Source organism: Bowmanella denitrificans, from assembly GCF_039522935.1.
Classification (GTDB): Bacteria; Pseudomonadota; Gammaproteobacteria; order Enterobacterales; family Alteromonadaceae; genus Bowmanella; species Bowmanella denitrificans.
Map to the genome: position 1 here is coordinate 21,465 of NZ_BAAAEI010000028.1, position 19,028 is coordinate 40,492.

Annotated in this window: 16 protein-coding genes; 4 read left to right on the plus strand and 12 right to left on the minus strand. The window is 50.7% G+C overall.

The genetic code is table 11. From position 1 onward, the window contains the following. Positions 1-26 precede the first annotated feature (26 nt). On the plus strand, positions 27-830 hold the full coding sequence (locus ABD028_RS20495) for an NAD(P)-binding domain-containing protein (protein ID WP_343847270.1): 804 nt from the start codon (positions 27-29) through the stop codon (positions 828-830). 38 nt (positions 831-868) lie between these two features. Here ABD028_RS20495 and ABD028_RS20500 read toward each other — a convergent pair whose 3' ends face one another. Both ABD028_RS20500 and ABD028_RS20505 read right to left on the minus strand, forming a co-directional pair. Beyond that, positions 869-2,299 carry a sodium-dependent transporter gene (locus tag ABD028_RS20500; RefSeq protein WP_102798658.1) on the minus strand — a complete coding sequence of 477 codons (1,431 nt, stop codon included), beginning with the start codon at positions 2,297-2,299 and terminating at the stop codon, positions 869-871. A 124-nt stretch (positions 2,300-2,423) separates the two neighbouring features. Continuing rightward, on the minus strand, positions 2,424-3,134 hold the full coding sequence (locus ABD028_RS20505; RefSeq protein ID WP_343847272.1) for an SDR family NAD(P)-dependent oxidoreductase: 711 nt from the start codon (positions 3,132-3,134) through the stop codon (positions 2,424-2,426). A 135-nt stretch (positions 3,135-3,269) separates the two neighbouring features. On the opposite strand from ABD028_RS20505, the gene msrA reads away from it, so the two are divergent. Continuing rightward, positions 3,270-3,812, plus strand: coding sequence for a peptide-methionine (S)-S-oxide reductase MsrA (gene msrA, locus ABD028_RS20510; RefSeq protein ID WP_343847273.1), 543 nt, complete (start codon positions 3,270-3,272; stop codon positions 3,810-3,812). A gap of 3 nt (positions 3,813-3,815) precedes the next feature. Here msrA and ABD028_RS20515 read toward each other — a convergent pair whose 3' ends face one another. The 8 genes from ABD028_RS20515 to purE all read right to left on the minus strand — a co-directional run bounded on the left by ABD028_RS20515 (position 3,816) and on the right by purE (position 13,225). Beyond that, entirely contained in the window at positions 3,816-5,282 is a 1,467-nt protein-coding gene (locus ABD028_RS20515; RefSeq protein WP_343847274.1) for a sensor histidine kinase, read from the minus strand. Then, positions 5,282-5,995, minus strand: coding sequence for a winged helix-turn-helix domain-containing protein (locus ABD028_RS20520; protein ID WP_343847275.1), 714 nt, complete (start codon positions 5,993-5,995; stop codon positions 5,282-5,284). Before ABD028_RS20520 ends, ABD028_RS20515 begins: the two co-directional genes overlap by 1 nt. 14 nt (positions 5,996-6,009) lie before the next feature. After that, positions 6,010-6,729: a spondin domain-containing protein gene (locus ABD028_RS20525; protein WP_343847276.1), complete on the minus strand. Its 720-nt coding sequence runs from the start codon at positions 6,727-6,729 to the stop codon at positions 6,010-6,012. Between the two features lie 10 nt (positions 6,730-6,739). Further along, positions 6,740-7,438: a spondin domain-containing protein gene (locus ABD028_RS20530; protein ID WP_343847277.1), complete on the minus strand. Its 699-nt coding sequence runs from the start codon at positions 7,436-7,438 to the stop codon at positions 6,740-6,742. Between the two features lie 92 nt (positions 7,439-7,530). After that, the gene (locus tag ABD028_RS20535; protein WP_343847278.1) at positions 7,531-10,479 is read right to left on the minus strand and encodes a diguanylate cyclase; all 2,949 of its coding nucleotides are present in this window, start codon (positions 10,477-10,479) and stop codon (positions 7,531-7,533) included. A 160-nt stretch (positions 10,480-10,639) separates the two neighbouring features. Beyond that, positions 10,640-11,497: a thioredoxin gene (gene trxA / locus ABD028_RS20540; protein WP_343847279.1), complete on the minus strand. Its 858-nt coding sequence runs from the start codon at positions 11,495-11,497 to the stop codon at positions 10,640-10,642. Between the two features lie 100 nt (positions 11,498-11,597). Then, positions 11,598-12,737, minus strand: coding sequence for a 5-(carboxyamino)imidazole ribonucleotide synthase (locus tag ABD028_RS20545; protein WP_343847280.1), 1,140 nt, complete (start codon positions 12,735-12,737; stop codon positions 11,598-11,600). Beyond that, a complete protein-coding gene (gene purE / locus ABD028_RS20550; RefSeq protein WP_343847281.1) occupies positions 12,734-13,225 on the minus strand; it encodes a 5-(carboxyamino)imidazole ribonucleotide mutase in 492 nt (163 codons plus the stop codon). The genes ABD028_RS20545 and purE overlap by 4 nt, the downstream gene beginning before the upstream one ends. A 318-nt stretch (positions 13,226-13,543) precedes the next feature. Between purE and nhaA the strand changes: the two genes are divergently transcribed. Continuing rightward, on the plus strand, positions 13,544-14,719 hold the full coding sequence (nhaA, locus tag ABD028_RS20555; protein ID WP_343847282.1) for a Na+/H+ antiporter NhaA: 1,176 nt from the start codon (positions 13,544-13,546) through the stop codon (positions 14,717-14,719). On the opposite strand, the gene ABD028_RS20560 is transcribed toward nhaA, so the two are convergent. Both ABD028_RS20560 and betI read right to left on the minus strand, forming a co-directional pair. Beyond that, complete coding sequence (locus ABD028_RS20560; RefSeq protein ID WP_343847283.1) at positions 14,674-15,846, minus strand: BCCT family transporter; 1,173 nt, start codon at positions 15,844-15,846, stop codon at positions 14,674-14,676. The two genes, nhaA and ABD028_RS20560, sit on opposite strands and share 46 nt — an antisense overlap. Positions 15,847-15,848: 2 nt before the next feature. After that, the gene (gene betI, locus ABD028_RS20565; protein ID WP_102798645.1) at positions 15,849-16,445 is read right to left on the minus strand and encodes a transcriptional regulator BetI; all 597 of its coding nucleotides are present in this window, start codon (positions 16,443-16,445) and stop codon (positions 15,849-15,851) included. A gap of 216 nt (positions 16,446-16,661) precedes the next feature. Here betI and ABD028_RS20570 point away from each other — a divergent pair, with 216 nt between their 5' ends. Beyond that, entirely contained in the window at positions 16,662-19,025 is a 2,364-nt protein-coding gene (locus ABD028_RS20570; protein WP_343847284.1) for a TonB-dependent receptor domain-containing protein, read from the plus strand. The last annotated feature ends 3 nt before the right edge of the window (positions 19,026-19,028 follow it).

A 19,028-nucleotide genomic window follows, 5' to 3' on the forward strand; every position in this document is an offset into this window, starting at 1 on the left:
CTGGGCGGCGTAAGCCGCTTTTTTATATGCACAAAAAGATCGGAATCTGTGGCTGCGGCTGGCTGGGCTTGCCACTGGCCATGCAGCTAAAAGCCAATGGTTATACCGTGCTGGGCACCGCCAGAAATAAAGACAAACTGAAATTCATGGCAGAGCAAGGCATTCAGGCTTTTGAATATTCACTCGGCGCGACGCTGCCCTGGTCAGTCGCCCCCCCCGATGTACTGGTGATAAATATTCCGCCCGGACGCCGGGAGTTTGATGAAGTTAGATTTATCGCAGCCATGACCGCCTTGGTTAATCAGGCACTGGTACAGAAAAGTCACATCCTTTTTATCAGCAGCACCTCGGTATACGGGGAGGTGAGCGGGGAAATATTCGAAACCACCCAGGCTCACCCTGTCACGGCATCGGCTAAGGCCCATGCCGTCATTGAGCAGCAAGCATTACAAGGTAGCGGCACAATACTTCGCTTGGCAGGGCTAACCGGTCCAGCCCGTCACCCGGTGCAACATCTCAGCGGCAGAGTTTTAGAAAAAGGGCAGCAGCTGGTCAATCTGGTGCATCAGCAGGATGTTATCACGGCGATAAAAGCGATTATCGTTCAGCAGCTTTGGCGGCAGACGTTCCACCTTAGTGCCACTGAGCACCCCAGCCGCGCAGAATTTTACACCTGGGCTGCCATGGCAGCAGGATTAGCAGTTCCGCAGTTCAGCCAGGAGAACAATGCCGATGCGGGGCGTTGGATCAATGCCTCTGCAACCCTGGATAAACTGGGGATCACGCTGCAATACCCCAGCCCGTATGATATGCCGATAGAGATTGGCTAAACATCAAGGCAGCCAAAGCTGCCTTGATGTCAGTTAACTCAGAACAGCAGATTTTTTCCGAAAAACACCGTCGATACGGTATTAACGAAAATCACCGCCAGAATCACCGGTATAAAAGTACCTAACGAGAAGTTCACATATTTCTGCAGCAAAGAGCCGGCAAAGGTACTGTTACCCTGGCTGATCTCTGCATCAAAATTCTGTTTTTTCCATTTGTAGATCACAAACAGGCACAGCAAAAATCCGTTCAGAGGTAGAATTGTTTCATAGAAAATGTCGTACACCACGTCAAAAAATGACTTGTTCAGCGGCATGCCCGACGCATTCAGGCCGTATGCAGTCAGGTTGGAAAATATCTCCACCCGGCCAAAAGACAGGGCGCTGACAATCGCCAGCAGAATCATCGCGCCACCCAGAGAATATAGGGCCTTGCGACGGCTGACACCTTTACCGTCCATCAGGCTGGCAACCGGCACTTCAATAATGGAAACCAGTGAGGTTAACGCAGCAAAAAACACTAACAGAAAGAAGAAACTGGCGATAAAGGATGCACCGAAATAACCAATGTTGGCTTGCAGCGCCAGGAAGATCTTCGGCAGGAATGTAAAGATCATACTGATACTGGACTCAGACAGGGTGCTAAGCTGCACATCCGGATTAAAAGAGAATACCGCTGGCAGAATCAACAAACCTGAGCAGGCGGCCACCAACAGTGACAAACCTGCCACCATTTTCCCTGCCTGCACAATATTGTTCTCTTTTTGAATATAAGAGCCATAGGTAATCAGAATCCCCATCGCCAGGGACAAGGAAAAGAACGCCTGAGCCAGGGCACCGTTCAACACTTTACCTGTTACTTTGTCAAAATCCGGCACCAGGAAGAATTTAACTCCCAGTTCAGCATTGTCCAGGGTAAGCACATACAGAACCAAGGCTATCAACATCAGAAACAGCAGCGGCATCAGAACCTTAGCCGCTTTCTCAATCCCCTGTTTTACCCCTCCTTGTAAAATCAGGAAGGTCAGGGCAATAACCACCGCCATATAAATAAACAGTTCATTACTGTTGATAAAAACACCAAAGCTTTCCGGTGCAGCCAACAGGTCGAGTTGCCCCATAACAGACTTGGCCAGATAGCCAAAAATCCAGACCGTGATGACCAGATAAAACACACCGATCATAAATGGCGTTAATACCGACAACCAACCTACCGTGCGCCAGGCAGGATTACGACCTATCTCTGTATAAGCACCCAGGGGATTTTGTCTGGTATGACGTCCCAGGCTCATTTCTGCCAGCATCACCGGCAAACAGATAAAAAATACGAAAATGGCATACATTATCAGAAAGGCCGCGCCACCGTTTTTACTGGCCATGACCGGGAAAGCAACAAGGTTGCCAATACCGACTGCCGAGCCTGCCGCTGCCAGGACGAAGCCCAGGCTGGAACTGAATTCTTCACGCTTCATTACTTGGTGAACTCCCTGGAGTTTATCATTATGGTTTTCTTCCCCAGCGCCGATGTTAACAGCCAAGTAACAAAATGTCTTTGTAGCAAACGTATTTATTCCACCACTTGCCGACGTGCGCTTTTTACCAGTGGATGGGTTGTCCCTGCCAGTCAATAAAGATCGCCTCGCGCTGTTGTCTGGGCTTTTGCAACTCAGACAACAGGTATTGTGCCGCCTGGTAAGCAGAAAGACGTTGGTCGCGCGGAGTGCCGCCTTTGAAGGGACGCGACAGTGGGGTGTCCACTGTCCCAGGGTGGTAACACATTAGCTGCACACCTGGTACACGCCGCGCATATTCTACCTGCGCCGTTTTTACCAGCATATTCAAGGCGGCCTTTGAAGCCCGGTAACCATACCAGCCTCCTAAGCGGTTATCTTCAATGCTGCCCACCCGGGCACTCAGAAACGCCAGACGGGCATCCTGGTGGGGCTCAAACAAGCCAACCAAGTGCTTAAGCCACAAAGCGGGAAGAATACTGTTCACTTCAAAGTAACGTTGTAAGTGCTGCGCTTGCAGATCCTCCAGACGTTTCTCGGGCATCATTGTCGATTCATAAAGCACACCAATATGACAGATAACCCATTTGAATCGCCAGCCCTGTTCTAGCATAGTCTGACAACAGCTTGCGATGGTACTGTCATTCTGTTCTGACAATAACATCGACTCACACGAAGCCGAACAAGGACGGCGACTAATACAAAACACCCGCTTGCCCGAAGCAACAAGCAGCTCCGTTAGTGCGCTGCCAATACCGCCACTGGCACCAATAACCAATACAGCATCTGTATCCATAACCAAGCTTTTCCTTAAAACAGGCTAATAGCGTAAATACGGCGATAAAGATCACTTGAAGCAGAAGGCACATGTACCCACATTATATGGTCAGCGCCGGAGTTCGCTTCGGTACAATCGACAGAGGTGAAAAAGATGGCAAAGAATATTCAACAAGCCACGTTGGCCGGTGGTTGTTTCTGGTGTATTGAGTCGGCATTTAACTCACTAAACGGCATAGAGTCAGCATTTTCTGGATACGCAGGTGGGCATCTGGATAATCCCAGCTACAAAGCGGTATGCGAAGGCACCACCGGGCACGCAGAAGTAGTACGAGTGAATTTTGATGCGGAGCAAATCAGTTATCGCGAAGTGCTGGAGATCTTTTTCGCCCTGCATGATCCCACCCAGCTTAACCGCCAGGGCAATGATATTGGCCCGCAGTACCGCAGTGCGGTGTTCTATCATGATGAGCTGCAAAAACAGCAGGCCGAACAGTTAATTGGCGAGCTAGCTGAACAGCAGGTCTGGCCGGACCCGATAGTGACTGAGGTGACGGCACTGAATAACTACTATCAGGCGGAAGACTATCATCAAGATTATTTTCGTAATAACCCGCAGAATCAATATTGCAATGTAGTGGTGGCACCCAAGCTCGCCAAATTCAGGCAGAAATTTGCCAGCCGCCTGAAGAGCTAAGCCCTAGAACACCTGCTTCAGGTCAAAGCTGAAGCAGGTCCCTTTGCCTAGTTCACTTTTTACCCTGAGATCGGACTCCAACAAGGCCATCAGCTTTTTACTGATGGCCAGGCCAAGACCTGCATGCAAGGATTTGTCCTCGCGGCTATTGCTGGCCCGGTAGCGAGCATCAAAAATATAGGCTAGCTCATTGCGTCCAATGCCCACGCCGGTATCTTCCACTTCCACCCTGACGCTATCTTTGCCTAACAACATGCGAATAATCACCCGTCCCCCTTTGGGGGTATGGCGTAAGGCATTCTCCAATAAGTTGGTCAGTACCCTTTCCAGTTTGGCAATATCAGCAAACACCTGATACTGACACTGCCCAGGGACTATCTCCAGCTTCACCCCTTTATCATTGGCTTTAAGAGAGAACTTCGCCACCACATCATACAGCAACTCGCCAAGGGGAAAGGCCTCCTGATTCAGGGTCACTTGCCCGCCTTCCAGGTAGGCCAGTTCAAAGATCTGATCGATCAGGCGTTTAAGATTACGGGCATTTTTCAGGGATATTTCAACAAAGCGCCGCCGCTCCTCCGAGCTAAGGTGTTGATCATTCAACGCCAGGGTCTCGATATAGCCCTGCAAATTCGCCAGCGGTGTGCGCAGATCATGGGATAGGTCTGCCAGCAGGGTCCTGCGTTGCTGGTCTAATTGCTGCAGTTGCTCAAACTGTGAGTTGATTTGGGTCGTCATTTGCTTAAAGGCACAACCTAACTGATGGACTTCGTTGTGGCTGGTTGCACACCAATTATCCGCTGCCGGCAACCTCTGATTGCTGCGAAAGGCTTGCATGGAACGGGTCAGCCGCAACAACGGGCGGGTAATAAACCTAAACAGTCCCAACAACACCACTAATAAAAAGGCCAGAGCTAATGACGCCCATAATGCAATGGTTTGTAATCCATGGCTGTCTCTGACTTTGGCAAATACCGAGTCATAAGCTTCACCACCGATAATCATATAAAGATACCCTTGCAACTGGTCGGCATGTTTGACCGCCGCCGCCGAGAATATTTTGCGACCATTGGGGTTACGCGGGTCATCCCCTAGCACGGGCACCGTATCTGGGTGCTCAATCAACTGCAATATGGGCGCCAGGTTCACAGACTGACGGCGAATTTTCTGAGGCTCTGCCGAGTAGGTGAGGATCCTGCCCTGGGGGTCCAGGTAGTAAAACTCGAAGCTCGGCCCCAGCACCATCAAGGTATGGAACAAATTCTCCAGCCCCTGATAATCATATACACCCTGTGCCAACAAGGGGTTGTCATGTACAAGATGCGCGGCTAAATCTATGTGCAGCCGCTGCTCGGCCTCCAGCGTGGTCCGCTGGTGTAATTCACTACTCCACCAGTAAAACACCCACAGCATCAAAACAAATACCAACACCAGCGACAATGCCAGGCGCTGATACAAAGACAGGTTCATCACAATACGCCCTGTGGATTGAGCTTATAGCCAACGCCCCAGACGGTTTCTATCACTTTGGGGTGATTGGGGTTCTGCTCCACCTTATTGCGCAATCTGTTGATGTGCGAATTCACCGTGTGCTCATAGCCACTGTGATGGTAACCCCACACCGATTCCAACAACTGGCTGCGACTGAATACCTGATTAGGGTGACGAGCAAGATAATGCAGCAGTTCAAACTCGGTGGCGGTTAAGTCCAAGTGTAATGAACCAAGGCTGGCTATGTGTTGCAACTGGTCGATACAGAGTCGCCCCAGTGTTAACTGGGCATCATCGCTATCGTTATGCTTGCGCTGCTGAATCAACGCCGCCTTGCGCAGTTGAGCCCGAACTCTGGCCTGTAATTCCCGAACACTAAAGGGCTTGGTCATATAATCATCTGCCCCCAACTCCAAACCAAGCACCCTATCCATTTCCGCGTCTTTGGCAGTTAACATCAAAATAGCCTGAGCAGGCCTTGCCTGGCGAACCTGCCGACAGATATCCAGGCCGCTGATATCTGGCAGCATCAGATCCAAAAGCACCAGGTCAAATTCACCAGACAATGCCGCAGATAACGCATCTCTTCCCTGATCAAAGTGTTGCGTGTGGATACCGGCTTCCAGCAGATTAACCCGCACCAGCTCAGCGATATCTGCATCATCTTCTACAAGCAACACCCTTTGGCCCATTTTGCTTTTCCTCTCTATTGCGTGCGGGTGATACGGATCCTGGCGACAGGATTGTCGAAACGTTGCTCCTGGGTTAGCGCCGACGTAGCCAAGCCATCATCCACTGAAACGATACCGGGATGCATAGTCACCATGTTCCTGGCATCATCACGCACCTCACTGAAGCCTTCACCGCCTACGGCGCCAATCGACGCCATATCTTCAGTATTGGCTTCGGTACCGGCATCGTAAGCGTTAGTAAACAAAGTCCAGCTTTCTCCCACCATCAGTCCAGCCAGTCCCTGCGCATTGAGACCGGTAAAGGCATCATTTGATTTCCCCAACATGGCAGCAACGGATAAGTAAGCGTTGGTGACATCCTCAATATTGATGGTGATGGTCTGAGCATTTCCCGGCATGGTCAGCCCTTCCCCTGAAGCACTGGCCATAGCCATATCAAGTACCAGTAAGTCTTCGTTGTCACCGCTTTCAGCAACCTTTTCCAGTGCCACAGAAGCGGGCTGCCCTATTTCCCATAAGGTACCTTCGCTATGCAATATCAGAGTAATAGGTGAAAGCGGTTGCCCCTGAGTCAGGTTATCCACCGTGACCTCATAGCTGACCATCAGCGGTTCCGGCTCGGGTTCGGGCATTGGTGTCATTGCAGTGTTATTGTCATTACCATCGAAGCAGCCCGACAAACTTGCCGCACAAACCCAAAGGCATAACATTGGTTTATTATTCAAAACGTTCATAAACCACTCCTTAATTCACCGTTACAGTGACTTTGGCAACCGGGTTTAACCACCGATGACGGCTACTGTCCAGATCGCTGCTACCGCCCTGCATATCCGCATCACCGATACTGCCGCGATGAATATGTACTACAGGGTTGTTCTCTGTGGTGGTGACGCCAGAGCCATTCTGTCCCACTTCTGCGTCGAAAAATGGCAACACGGGTAAGCCCGGTACACCAGGTGCGCCGCTGCCGCGGATTTCATCATTGGCTTCAGTGCCAGCATCATAGCCCTGCAAATAGAATTCATAGCTGCCAGCTTCGGTGGGAATTTCCCAGCTGTTTAAGCCAACAAATCCGTCGTTGGTGGGAACCATCATGCCGGTGACAGATAACCAGGTATTGCCCTCACTGGTAGACAGACTGGTCATAACGGTCATACCAGGAGACATAGGCCCCTGCGCTGGGTTTTCAACGCTGTCTGCGCCCATGGCGCTGGCCATTTCCGCCAGACCGGCAATATTGCCGCCTTCGGCCATCGCCTGCAGCTCAGGACTTGCCGCTTCTCCGAGCTTAAACAAATACATGTCCTGGTTATGTGCACTGATAAAAAGAGGAGCAAAATAAACGCCGTGACTGATATTCTGTATTTGGATATCCAGGTCGGCAGCTTGGGCTGTGCTGGCAAGGACTGACATGCCAGCTAATGCAACTAGGGTATATTTCATAGCTTTTCCTTAATTGAACAGAGTCAGGGAAAAGCATCGGGGAGAATTATCGCAAAAGTATCACAAGACCTTCACAATTTCCTAAAGCTCGCTTAGCCTGCGATGCAGGTCTGGTTTCGACCATTCTGTTTGGCCTGGTACAATGCGGTGTCAGCTCGTTGCAGCATTTGCTCAGAATCCTGACAGTCTTGCTGTTCTGCTAACCCGATACTGGCCGTGACACTGAGTTCAGGAGCCAGCGCTGAATAGTCCAAAGCCTGTATTGCCAGGCGCAATCTTTCAGCAAGCTTATGAGCAGCATGCAAATCAGTGTTGGGTAATAAAACCGCAAATTCCTCGCCACCCCAACGGGCAACCAGGTCGGCATCCCTGCTTAGTAAGCGCAAACATTCAGCAACTCGTTGCAAAACAACATCTCCAACAGCATGTGACCAGTTGTCATTAATGCGCTTGAAGTGATCTAAATCCAACAGTAACAAGCAGAATGGGTTAGCCTGACGGACGGCGCGGGAAAATTCTCTGTGCAAGGCTTCATCAAATGCTCTGCGGTTAGCCAGGCCAGTGAGAGCATCTTGTCGTGCCTGCAATTCATAGGCTTCAGCTTGCAAACGTATCTGCTCGAGCAACTGGGACTTTTCTTCATCAGCCCGTTTCAGAGATTCGGTTTGCCACCTCAGCGCTTGCGTCTGTTCCTGAACCTGCTCCTCAAGACGTTTTGCGCTGCGCTGTAACGCCAGCAAACGCAATTTGATTAGCAACACCAGAAACATCACAAACAGTAACCCAACCCCCACAGCAAATCCGGGATGCTGCCAAAAACGCGGAGGAATCTTAAAACGCAACTGCGCCACCTCGCCCCCCCAATCACCGCTGGGGTAACTGGCCATCACCTCAAAGCGGTATTCACCCGGGGGTAGACTGGTATATTCGGAGTTGTTATGAGTACCACGGTACACCCATCCTTTATCAAAGCCTTGTAAACGGGTTCGATAAAGGATGCGCGCAGGAACAACATACCCCAGTCCGGCAAACTGAAATTCAATGCGGCTGGCCCCAGCAGAGAGTGTCAGATTAGCCGCAGGATGCAGCGCTTGCCCATCGACCAACATCTGTTCAATCACCACAGGTAAACGAACATCGCCAAATTGCTGTAACCTGGCGGGCTGAACCACCGCAACACCTTTCGAGGTGGCTACCCAAATCCGTCCGTTTTCGGCCAGCGCCATGGCTGGATTGGAACCGCCATTGGCTTGAGCACTCACCATGCCATCGGACTCGGAAAACAGGCTGAACTCAACCTGCCCCCCTTCACCATCCAGTAATCTGTTGGCCTGGTTGGCGCTGATTCTCAGTACGCCGCGGTTACTACTTAACCAGAAATTGCCTTGTTGGTCTTCGCGAACCTGAAAATATTTATCAAAGGGCATGCCTTTATCGCGTCCCAACAACGCCAGTTGCTCATCCTCGTAGCGGTAACGTATCAGTCCCCTGTCGGTGGCTAACCACAACGCCTGGCCATCAGTTTGTTCAAAAAAACCAAAGACAAACTGGGCACCATCCAGATGTGAAATGGATAAGGCCCGCAGACGCCCGTCCTGCCAACGGGCCACCCCTGAAGACGTGCCAATCCAGATGCCAGACCTTGTACTTTCAAATAAGGAAACGCTAAAGTTGCTGGGTAAACCATCTTGTACTTGCAGAGCGCTAATACGGCCTTGGTCAATACGATTCACCCCTAACGAGGTCGCCAGCCACAGACTGCCATCAGCCGCCGGTAATATCGCCCTGATTTCATTAGACAGCAGGCCCGTGTCCCGGTCATAGCAGGTCACCTCCTGATTGTCCCGCCAGTGGATTAATCCATGCGTAAAAGTACCGACCCAAATGCCCCCTTCCCTGGCATGCGCCAGACTGAGGATGGTCTGCTTGATCCGTTGCCCTGGCAGATGGGTTATTTGCCCTTTCTCAAGCAAATTTACCCCTTTACTGGTGCCGACCCACACCCGTTCAGCCTCATCCGTTAACAATGTGCGGACAAAGTCGTCGCTCAGCCCCTGCTCGGTGGTAAAGGTACGAAATGCTGCATCGCGCAGCCGGAAAAGCCCCCCATTGGTGCCAAGCCAGACACTTTGCTCCTTGTCCTTGTAAATGGCAGTAATACGACCATTGGGCAGTCCATCTTCCTGACCAAGATGTTCAAGGCCATATGGCCCTAATCGATAGAGTCCCCGGCCAATCGTACCCAGCCATAATGCTGTGTCATCAACCAGGAGTTTGGAAATAGGCAGATTAGCCAGCTCATTGTCCAGCAACTGGAATTGTTGACCATGAAGTCTGAAGGCTCCTTGTTCCGTTCCAGCCAGTAAGCCGTCACTTGGATGCCAAGCCAAACTGAATACCGGACCCGAGGGCAAGCCCCGAAATTCGGTAACAGGGCTGACCTTATCATCCTCGATAACAAAGAGACCCTGAGCCGTAGCCACCCAAATGCGCCCCAGGGGATCTTCAAGCAGATCAAACACGCTTTCATCTTGCAGACCATTTAGCATGTTAAAGACCTGTCGCTTGCCATGCCGATCGTCACGCATCACACCGGAACCGTCCGTCCCAATCCATAAACGCGCCTGACTGTCACATAACAACGCCCTGACCAGCACCGGCGCTGAAGGCAGGCCTGACCAACGCCCTTTACTGGTAAAACTGATGCCGCCACGAGCCCCCGCAACCAGCAAGTTACCCTGACAGTCTTCAGCCAGGGTAAATACCCCATCATCCGGCAACTGTGTCAGCTCACCACGACCAAATACCTGAAAATCCCGGCCATTGTAGCGTGCCACGCCTTCCCAGGTGGCAAACCATAGGTAGCCGTCATCGGTTTGCATAATACTGTTGATAGTGTTGTGCGGAAGACCATCTCTGGTGGTCCAGCTTTCACGGAAATAATCCTGCAGACGGCCATCCGTCGCAGCAGCAGAAGGGCATAATGATAGCGGCAGCAGAAGCCACAAAAGGCAGTAACTAACTGTTGATCTTAAGCTCAAGATACATCCAACAATAAAGCAATTGGGCTCAGCCTGAGCCTGGAGGCTGGCAACCTCCAGTTGTGCCAACATCGATCAAATTGGCTGCGGAAAATGCCTGAAATTCATCCAATTGTCAATATTATTGAGTCAGAAGTGCCTCACATTGGCTGCTTTCATTCTAATAGAGCAAGCTGTACAAACGTCGGCGGTAACGACTGGCCAGTGGATCACCAGCAGGTAAAGCATTGAGACTGTCCAGCATCACTTTCTTGGCATCGGCAAAAGCCAAGTCTTTTTGCAGCACCGCCAGCAACAATTCCAGCGCTTCTTCCACTCTGCCAGCTTGCTGCAACTGTACCGCCAGTTTTACCTTCAGGGCCAGATCATCCGGAGCCTGTGCCAATGCATCCTGCAGCGCCTTAATTTCAGGGGTATCCGCTGCTTGTTCTGCCAGTTCCAGCCTGCCTTTAAGGCTTTGATACTGCGCATCCTGGTCAACCATAGTGATGCTGTCCAGCAGCTCCCTGGCTTGCGGTAAACGTCCTAAGTCAAGATAGGCTTCGACCAGCACCAGTTTGATATCAGCGCGCTGGCTATCAAGATCCAGGGCTTGTTTAGCCAGGGTAAAAGCCTGCTGAGCGTCCCCGTCGGCCAGACTTTGGCGGGCTTGCTCCAGCAGGTTATCGGCTGGACTGGGCAGATGTTTTTCCAGCAAAGTGCGAATTTCGCTTTCACTTTGCAAACCAGCAAAACCATCGATGGGCTGCCCGTCTTTCACCAGAATCACCGTTGGCAGACTGCGCACACCAAATTGCATCGCTATTTGTTGCTGCTCATCACAATTCACTTTGGCCAGGATAAGATCACTGGCATATTCACCGGCCAGTTTTTCCAAAATTGGCATCAGGTTCTTGCAGGGCTCGCACCAGTCAGCCCAAAAGTCCACCATGACCAACTTCTGTTGGGACGCTTCCAGCATTACCTGCTGGAAATTATTCAGATCTATGTTGACGATATTTTCCACGAATTCTTCCATTTAGACTGCATTGAGCAATTGTTGAGATTATCGGGTCAAAACCGCGATTTACAAGACAAGGGCACCCAGATAAGAACCCCAAGGGCCAGTTGGCCCTTGGTCAGCGTGCTTGTAATCTTTTTCCTTCCCCCAGAACATGAGGAAAATGGCTGGCCGGCAGATAGTCAGCCAACGCCAACATGGCCTCACCTAACTGCTTGTAATTTCCGGCACTGAGATTGATATGCGCCATCTTGCGTTTTACTCTGACGCTCTTGCCGTACCAATGCAAATGGCTGCCGGGTACTTTCAACAATTCCAGATCCAGACCATCGTAGCCAATCACATTGATCATGACATTAGCTCCTCTGGCTTGCGTATCACCCAAAGGCAAACCGCACACGGCACGCAGATGATTTTCAAACTGACAGGTATCAGCACCCTGCATGCTCCAGTGCCCTGAATTATGTACCCTGGGCGCGATTTCATTGACCAGCAGTTGGTCGCCCACCTGAAAAAACTCTACAGCCAGCACACCAACGTAGTCTAAGCCTTCTGCCAAGCGGCTAAAGATATCCTGTGCCTGCCCGGTTAGGGCGTCACTGCAATCAGGTGCAGGAGCCAGTGACACATGTAATTGCCCCTGGTGATGCAGATTTTCAGCCAATGGATAGAACTTTAGCTGGCCATCTTTACTGCGCATGCCCACCAGCGACAGTTCACGTTCAAACTGCTGCATCTGTTCAACCACCAACGGCACCTTTTTCAAATCCAGTGCAGCCAGGGTCTGCTTCAGTGCGGGCAAGTCTTCACGCTCAGCCAAACGCCACTGACCATAACCATCGTACCCATCGCGACTGGCCTTGAGGATAAGTTTATCCCCCAGTGCATCCACCGCCTGGTCTAATTGCTCGACATTATCAACAATACGATGGGCACAATTGGGTATGGCAAGACGTTCGAGTAAACGTTTTTCCCTGACCCGGTCAGCACCGGTTAAGATGGCTTCCTTTCCCGGCAACAATTTACCGGTCAAACGTGCCTGTTCCAGCAATGCCTCAGGAATATGTTCAAACTCCACCGAAATGGCATCGGCAGCGTCAAGGGCCTCAGCAAGAGACAGTGGCAGTTTGTCTTTAGTAACAGGATTCACCACGTCTTCATTACTGACATCCACCGCCTGCACATCAATGCCCAGTGGGGCACCGGCCAGATACATCATTCTGGCTAATTGCCCGGCCCCGAAGATCAATACCTTCATTCAGGCAGCTCCAATTCCTGGTTAGCCAGGACTTTATCGGTTTGGGCCTGACGAAATGCCTTAATACGGTCGGCCAGGCTTTTATCGCTGATCCCCAGAATCTGAGCAGCCAGCAAACCGGCATTCGCCGCTCCGGCTTCACCTATTGCCAAAGTGCCTACGGCCACGCCTTTAGGCATTTGCACTATCGAATACAAGGAGTCCACGCCACTAAGGGCTTTGGATTTAACCGGTACACCCAGCACAGGCAGGTGTGTGTGGGCGGCGATCATACCTGGCAAATGAGCAGCGCCACCAGCCCCGGCAATAATCACTTCTATCCCATTATCGGCCGCTGTATGGGCAAACTCACTCAAAAGATCCGGGGTACGATGTGCAGACACCACCCTGGCGCTGTACTCAACCCCAAGTTCTTTCAACATCAGGGCAGCCTGCTGCATGGTGGGCCAATCAGACTGTGAACCCATCACAATGGCAACTTTAGGCATTGTAGCTCCTCAAATATCGGCAAAAATGCAAACCAGAGAGACTGCTTACAATTCCCCTGGTACAACAGATGCGCGATTGTACATTAATCTGCCGTCCAGCCAAAGTGTCGAGGATGGCTTACCGCAACTGGTCTTGCCGCACGGGTCGGTTTATCGAAAAGCATGGTTATGACTACTTGAAAATCAACCTGTTAAGTCATAAATATAGTCGCTGTCATCTGAACTTAAGCGCTTTTACTGGCAGCCTGAGCATGAATAGCTGACAATGGTATTGGGACGCAGACCAGCCCCCTATAACGAGTAAAGGAGTCACGCCCCATGAGTGCACTGAAAGACTTTTTCAAGCTAGAGTCGGCCAGCGGAATCTTATTGATGATTGCCGCCGCTCTGGCCCTGATTGTGGCTAACTCGCCGCTCTCTGGATTGTACAACTCTTTTCTGAATATTCCGGTGGCCGTGCAGGTGGGTAAACTGGAGATTGCCAAACCGCTGCTACTGTGGATCAACGACGGCTTTATGGCCATCTTCTTCTTTTTGGTTGGACTGGAACTTAAACGGGAGATCCGCTCTGGTCAGTTGTCTAAACCCGACAACATTATGTTGCCGGCCATTGGCGCTGTTGGTGGAATGGTAATACCGGCCGCCATCTACGTGTTTTTCACTATTGGTGACAGTCATGCCTTGTCAGGCTGGGCGATACCGGCCGCAACGGATATTGCCTTTGCACTGGGAGTGCTGGCCCTTCTTGGCAGCCGTATTCCGACCAGTTTGAAGGTATTTTTAGTCTCACTGGCGATTATCGACGACATTGGTGCCATTCTGATCATTGCCCTGTTCTACACCAATCATATATCCACCGGTCCTCTTATAGTTGCAGGACTTTGCCTGTTTGTGTTGTGGTGTATGAACAAACGTAATATCACTGAAATTGCGTCTTACGTGCTTATTGGTGTGGTACTTTGGATAGCCATGCTCAAGTCCGGTGTACACGCCACATTGGCAGGAGTGCTACTGGCCTTTTTCATCCCAATGTACGACAAGAAAAAGGCCGGCTATCTACCAGTGCAGGAACTGGAGCACAGCCTGCACCCGGCAGTAGCGTACGTGATACTGCCACTGTTTGCCTTTGCCAATGCCGGAATCGATTTTTCCGAAATGGGGCTGGAATCCATTACACATCCTGTCACCCTGGGCGTGTTACTTGGCTTGTTTGTTGGTAAGCAGATTGGCGTATTTGGCTTCTGTTATGCCGCAATTAAACTGCGTTTAGTAAAACTGCCCAGCGACATCAACCTGATGCAGTTATATGGTACAGCTTTGCTATGTGGCGTAGGTTTTACCATGAGTCTGTTTATCGGCTCCCTGGCATTTGAGGAAACCGGCGTACGAATGGCCTTTGATGAGCGGGTGGGCATCTTGGCCGGTTCTCTGTTGTCTGCCGTGGCTGGTTATCTGGTTTTGCGCCGATGTTGCAAAGACAAAGACGTTGCCTGATTGCGGTGCCTGGCCCAATAGGCCAGGCCCAGTATATATAGCAAGATAACCAGGGCGCCAAACAACTGTATTTTCAACCACTGAGCGTTATACAACATTCCCAGCACCATTAGTAAAATGAAGTGCAGCAGGATGTAGCGCGAAGTGCCAAGTCGTGATGCGTCCAGATTGAGGTTCTCGGCGTATAAACGAATCAACGAATCCAGGGAGTTGATCAGAAACAGGATGCCAAGGGCGAGCATCACCGCAACAGCCAAAGTGGAGAGCGACAGGTTCTGCACCTGAAAGTGATAAAGCAGCGAAAACCACAAGGCAATCGGAATAGATGGCAGCAACAATAGCACCAGCAACAAACGCCAGGGCTTAATGCCATTAAGGAAACGGGCCATAAACTGGCCAATCATGATGCTCCAGGAGAACCACCAGAGCAAATAGAACTCATGCTGATCATCCAATGGCATCAGTAACAGAGGCATAACTCTGAAGTAGTCAGCCAGTTCGCCAAGATAACCCATGTATTGTTGCCATTGCACCCCGGCATCCCAATACAACAGCACAATAGCGCCAAGCAGCGCCCACAAACTGGCGCGACTCAGCCAGGTCAGCCAACGCAAATGCAGGCTGGAGACAATGGCGCATAGCAAAACGACGGCCAGCAATAGATTGGCTGCGACATGGGCATAGGGTTTGTCTTGTAGCGCAGGTAGGTACCAGGGCAAATTCACCATAAATAAATGCAGAGTAAAGGCACAGGTACCAATAATCACCAGGCTATTCAAGCGGTTAACCCAGACAAGACGAAAAAATCCAAGACGTGGCTCAAGCAAACAGAAATACAGGGAGCTGACAAAGTACAAGGCCCAGTTCAAACAGCCCCACATGGCAAACTCCATCGCCAACGGGTTAGTCAGGCTGTACTGTGGAAATTTGCCGGTATCCGCATAACGGGGAAATTCGGTCAGTGGCAACATCACCAGTCCGATGTCCAGACTGGTGGTAAAGAGGATCGCCACAAAACTCCATAAGCCAACCGGATGCGTGCCAATGCAAGGTTTGTCGGCATAAAACCAAAGCATGACCAGAGCCAGCACAGCGGTCAGTCCCAAACCCACCAGCAACAGATACATCGCTAGTTCCTGGCTTGGTGCTTTTCCAGCATCAGATGGATAAACGCCTTGCAATTATGCAGTGCCAGGTCGAAGGCTTGTCCATCGGAGCCACTCAGCGCGGCGCGTAACCAGTAGCCGTCAATCATCGCTGCCGTCATGGCTGCGACATTGCGCACCTGAGAGGCATCGATTAAAGATCTGAACGAATACCTAAGATTGGCCTCCAGCCGAGCTGCGTTGATACGTTGTAAACGCATCAGATCTTCACTGTGCATGGACTGCGCCCAGAACGCTAACCAGGTTTTGGCTGCCCGCTCTGAGCGTTGTAAGCGGGTGAAGTTCGCCTCGACTATCATCATCAACCGGTCAACCGGACTGGGTTGGCCATGAATCTGTGCCAGTAAATCCTGTTTAAGCTGCTCCAGCAGAAATCGCACCGTGGCTTCCAATAAAGCCTGTTTGCCACCAAAATAGTGGCTGATAATCCCGGACGATACGCCAGCCAGACGGCTAATAGTACTGATGGTGGTGCCTTGCAAACCAAATTTTTCGACCGATTCCAGGGTCGCGTCGATCAATTGCTGCCGACGTACTTCTTCCATTCCAACTTTGGGCATAAGTTCTTTTTGCCAGTTTTTTCCTCAGCTTACCTATGATTGAACGGTTCAGACAATCCCGGCGAAGAACTTCTATCGCTTAACCGCGCAATAATTAAACAGAAGTTTTATTTTAATTAAACGTTCAATTAACATTAATCCAATTGTCATATTGGCTTCCCATAATTTTCGCGCTTCAAGCACAACCTCAACAAACAAAATTAGGGATTACCAATAATGCGCACTCCATCTTTGAGCCTGATCAGTCTGGCTGTACTTGGCGGCCTGTCTGCTCAGGTTGCCGCCGACGATGCAGCCCAGACCATGATAGAAGAAGTATCTGTGGTTGGTAAGAAAATTTCTTATGCCAACAACCTGGTCGATGCGTCAATGATTCAACAGCAGGCCCCCGCCACCAGCGTGCTGGCGGTAATTGATAACCTGCCGGGCATCAGCATTAATGAAGGCGATGCATTTGGTGGTGACGACTGGTCTACCAGCATCACTATGCGTGGCTTTGCCAGTACTGGTAGTCAACAGCAATTGGGTATGACCATAGACGGTTTACCAAACGGTGGCTCCACTTATGGTGGTGGCTCAAAGCCCAACCGTTATATGGATGCCGAGAACATGGCGACGGTTGAAGTGGCACAGGGCACATCTGATATTTCTTCTGCGTCACTTGACGCCTTAGGCGGTACATTCAACTTCGTCAGTCGCGACCCGGCTCGTCGTCAGGGTACCACCTTTGCCTACAGCAACGGCGACCACGACGCCAGCCGCTATTTTGTCCGTCATGACAGTGGTGAAATCTTTGACAATACTTATGCCTATGTCAGCTACTCAAGCACCTCTAACAGCCGCTGGATTGGCGAAGGCTCAAATGGCGGTGCCGAGCGTAGCCACTTTGAAACCAAGTTTGTCTCAGACTGGGGCAACCTGAGTGTAACAGGCCGTTTGTCCTACGATGATGTGGAAGAAGACAACTACAATGCCATCAGTAAGGCCCAATTCGCACAAAACCCGGACTGGGATCAGTTAACCTGGAACTGGACTGGTATTCCTCATTATGACCAGATGTTTGCCGAAGGCTGGTCGACTCTGCGCGAGAACACCTTTGCCTACCTGCGTTTTGACTACAACCTGTCGGCGACCAGCAACTTCAGTATGACGCCTTACTATCACAAGATGAAAGGTCGCGGTGACTGGATCCCGCCTTACCTGAATATCGTAGTAGACAAAGATGGTAACCCGACCAACAAGGGTGGCACCAACACCCAATATGGCTTTACCGATCAACAAGGTAACCCATTAACACCGGCTGCGGGCTGCACCGCCAACTATAGCTGGCCTTGGGATTCCGGTGCAGCTTTACATCCATCCTGCTACCCGGATGACGCCATTCCGGTGATGTCTTATCGTCATACTCATTATGCCAAGGACCGTACTGGTACTGTGGGTAAATATCAGCTAACTCTGGACAACCATGATCTATTGGCAGGCTTCTGGTTTGAAAGATCTGATCGTGATGAATCCCGCGACTGGCACAAAGTCATAGATGCCAAGGTTTATCATCATTTTGATAAGACCCCATACTGGATTCAATACGACAATAATTACGTTACTGATACCTTTAAATGGTACATCCAGGACACGATTAATTTCGACAAACTGACCCTGAACCTGGGTGTTCAGCAGTTCAATGTGGAAATCGAGAAGCATGACCGCTTTGCCAATACGCGCACAAAACTGGATAGTGATTCAGATGTACTGTTCAGCCTGGGTGGGGTATATCAGCTTACCGATGAACTGGAAGCCTTCGCAGGTTTCAGCCAGAATTTTTCTGCTATCAGCGATCAGGTGATGGAGAAAGCTGGTGTTGATGTGTCAGACCTGAATCCAGAAACCGCCGACAATATTGATCTGGGGTTACGCTACCGAGCCGATAACCTGAACTTGTCTGCCACCCTCTACCATATCGAGTTTGAAGACCGTATTGTCAATATCCCGCCGGGTGCCGCTATCGGCGGTATTGTGTACGATGAGGGCGATGGTACCTTTAGAAATGAAGGGGGTATTGAGTCACAGGGTCTGGAACTGAGTGCCACCTACCGCTTCGATGATCAGTGGAGCCTGTATGGTTCTTACACATTGAATCGTTCTGAGTACACAGAAACGGTGGAAACCACGACCACCAAACAAGTGGACGGTCAGACAGTCACCGAACGCAAAGTTCAGGTAGTGGCCGATACTGATGTCATCGATGCCGTAGAAGACATGCTGACCCTGAGCCTGGATTACTTCTCGGGTAACCTGCGTGGTGGCTTGTCCGCCAAATATACTGGTGGTCGCACCGGTGGCTATCTGGACATTCTGAACAATCCGCAGCAGCGCAACAAGGTAGACAGCTACACTCTGGTTGATCTGAACGTAGGTTATAACCTGGATGTGGGTATCAAAGGGATTTCCTCTGTGGATGTCGCCTTTGTCGTCACCAACCTGCTGGACAAACGCTATCTGGGTTCAGGCACCACCGACGGATTCACCTATTTTATTGGTGCACCGCGTACCGCGTCTCTGACGCTGACAGCAAACTTCTAAAGT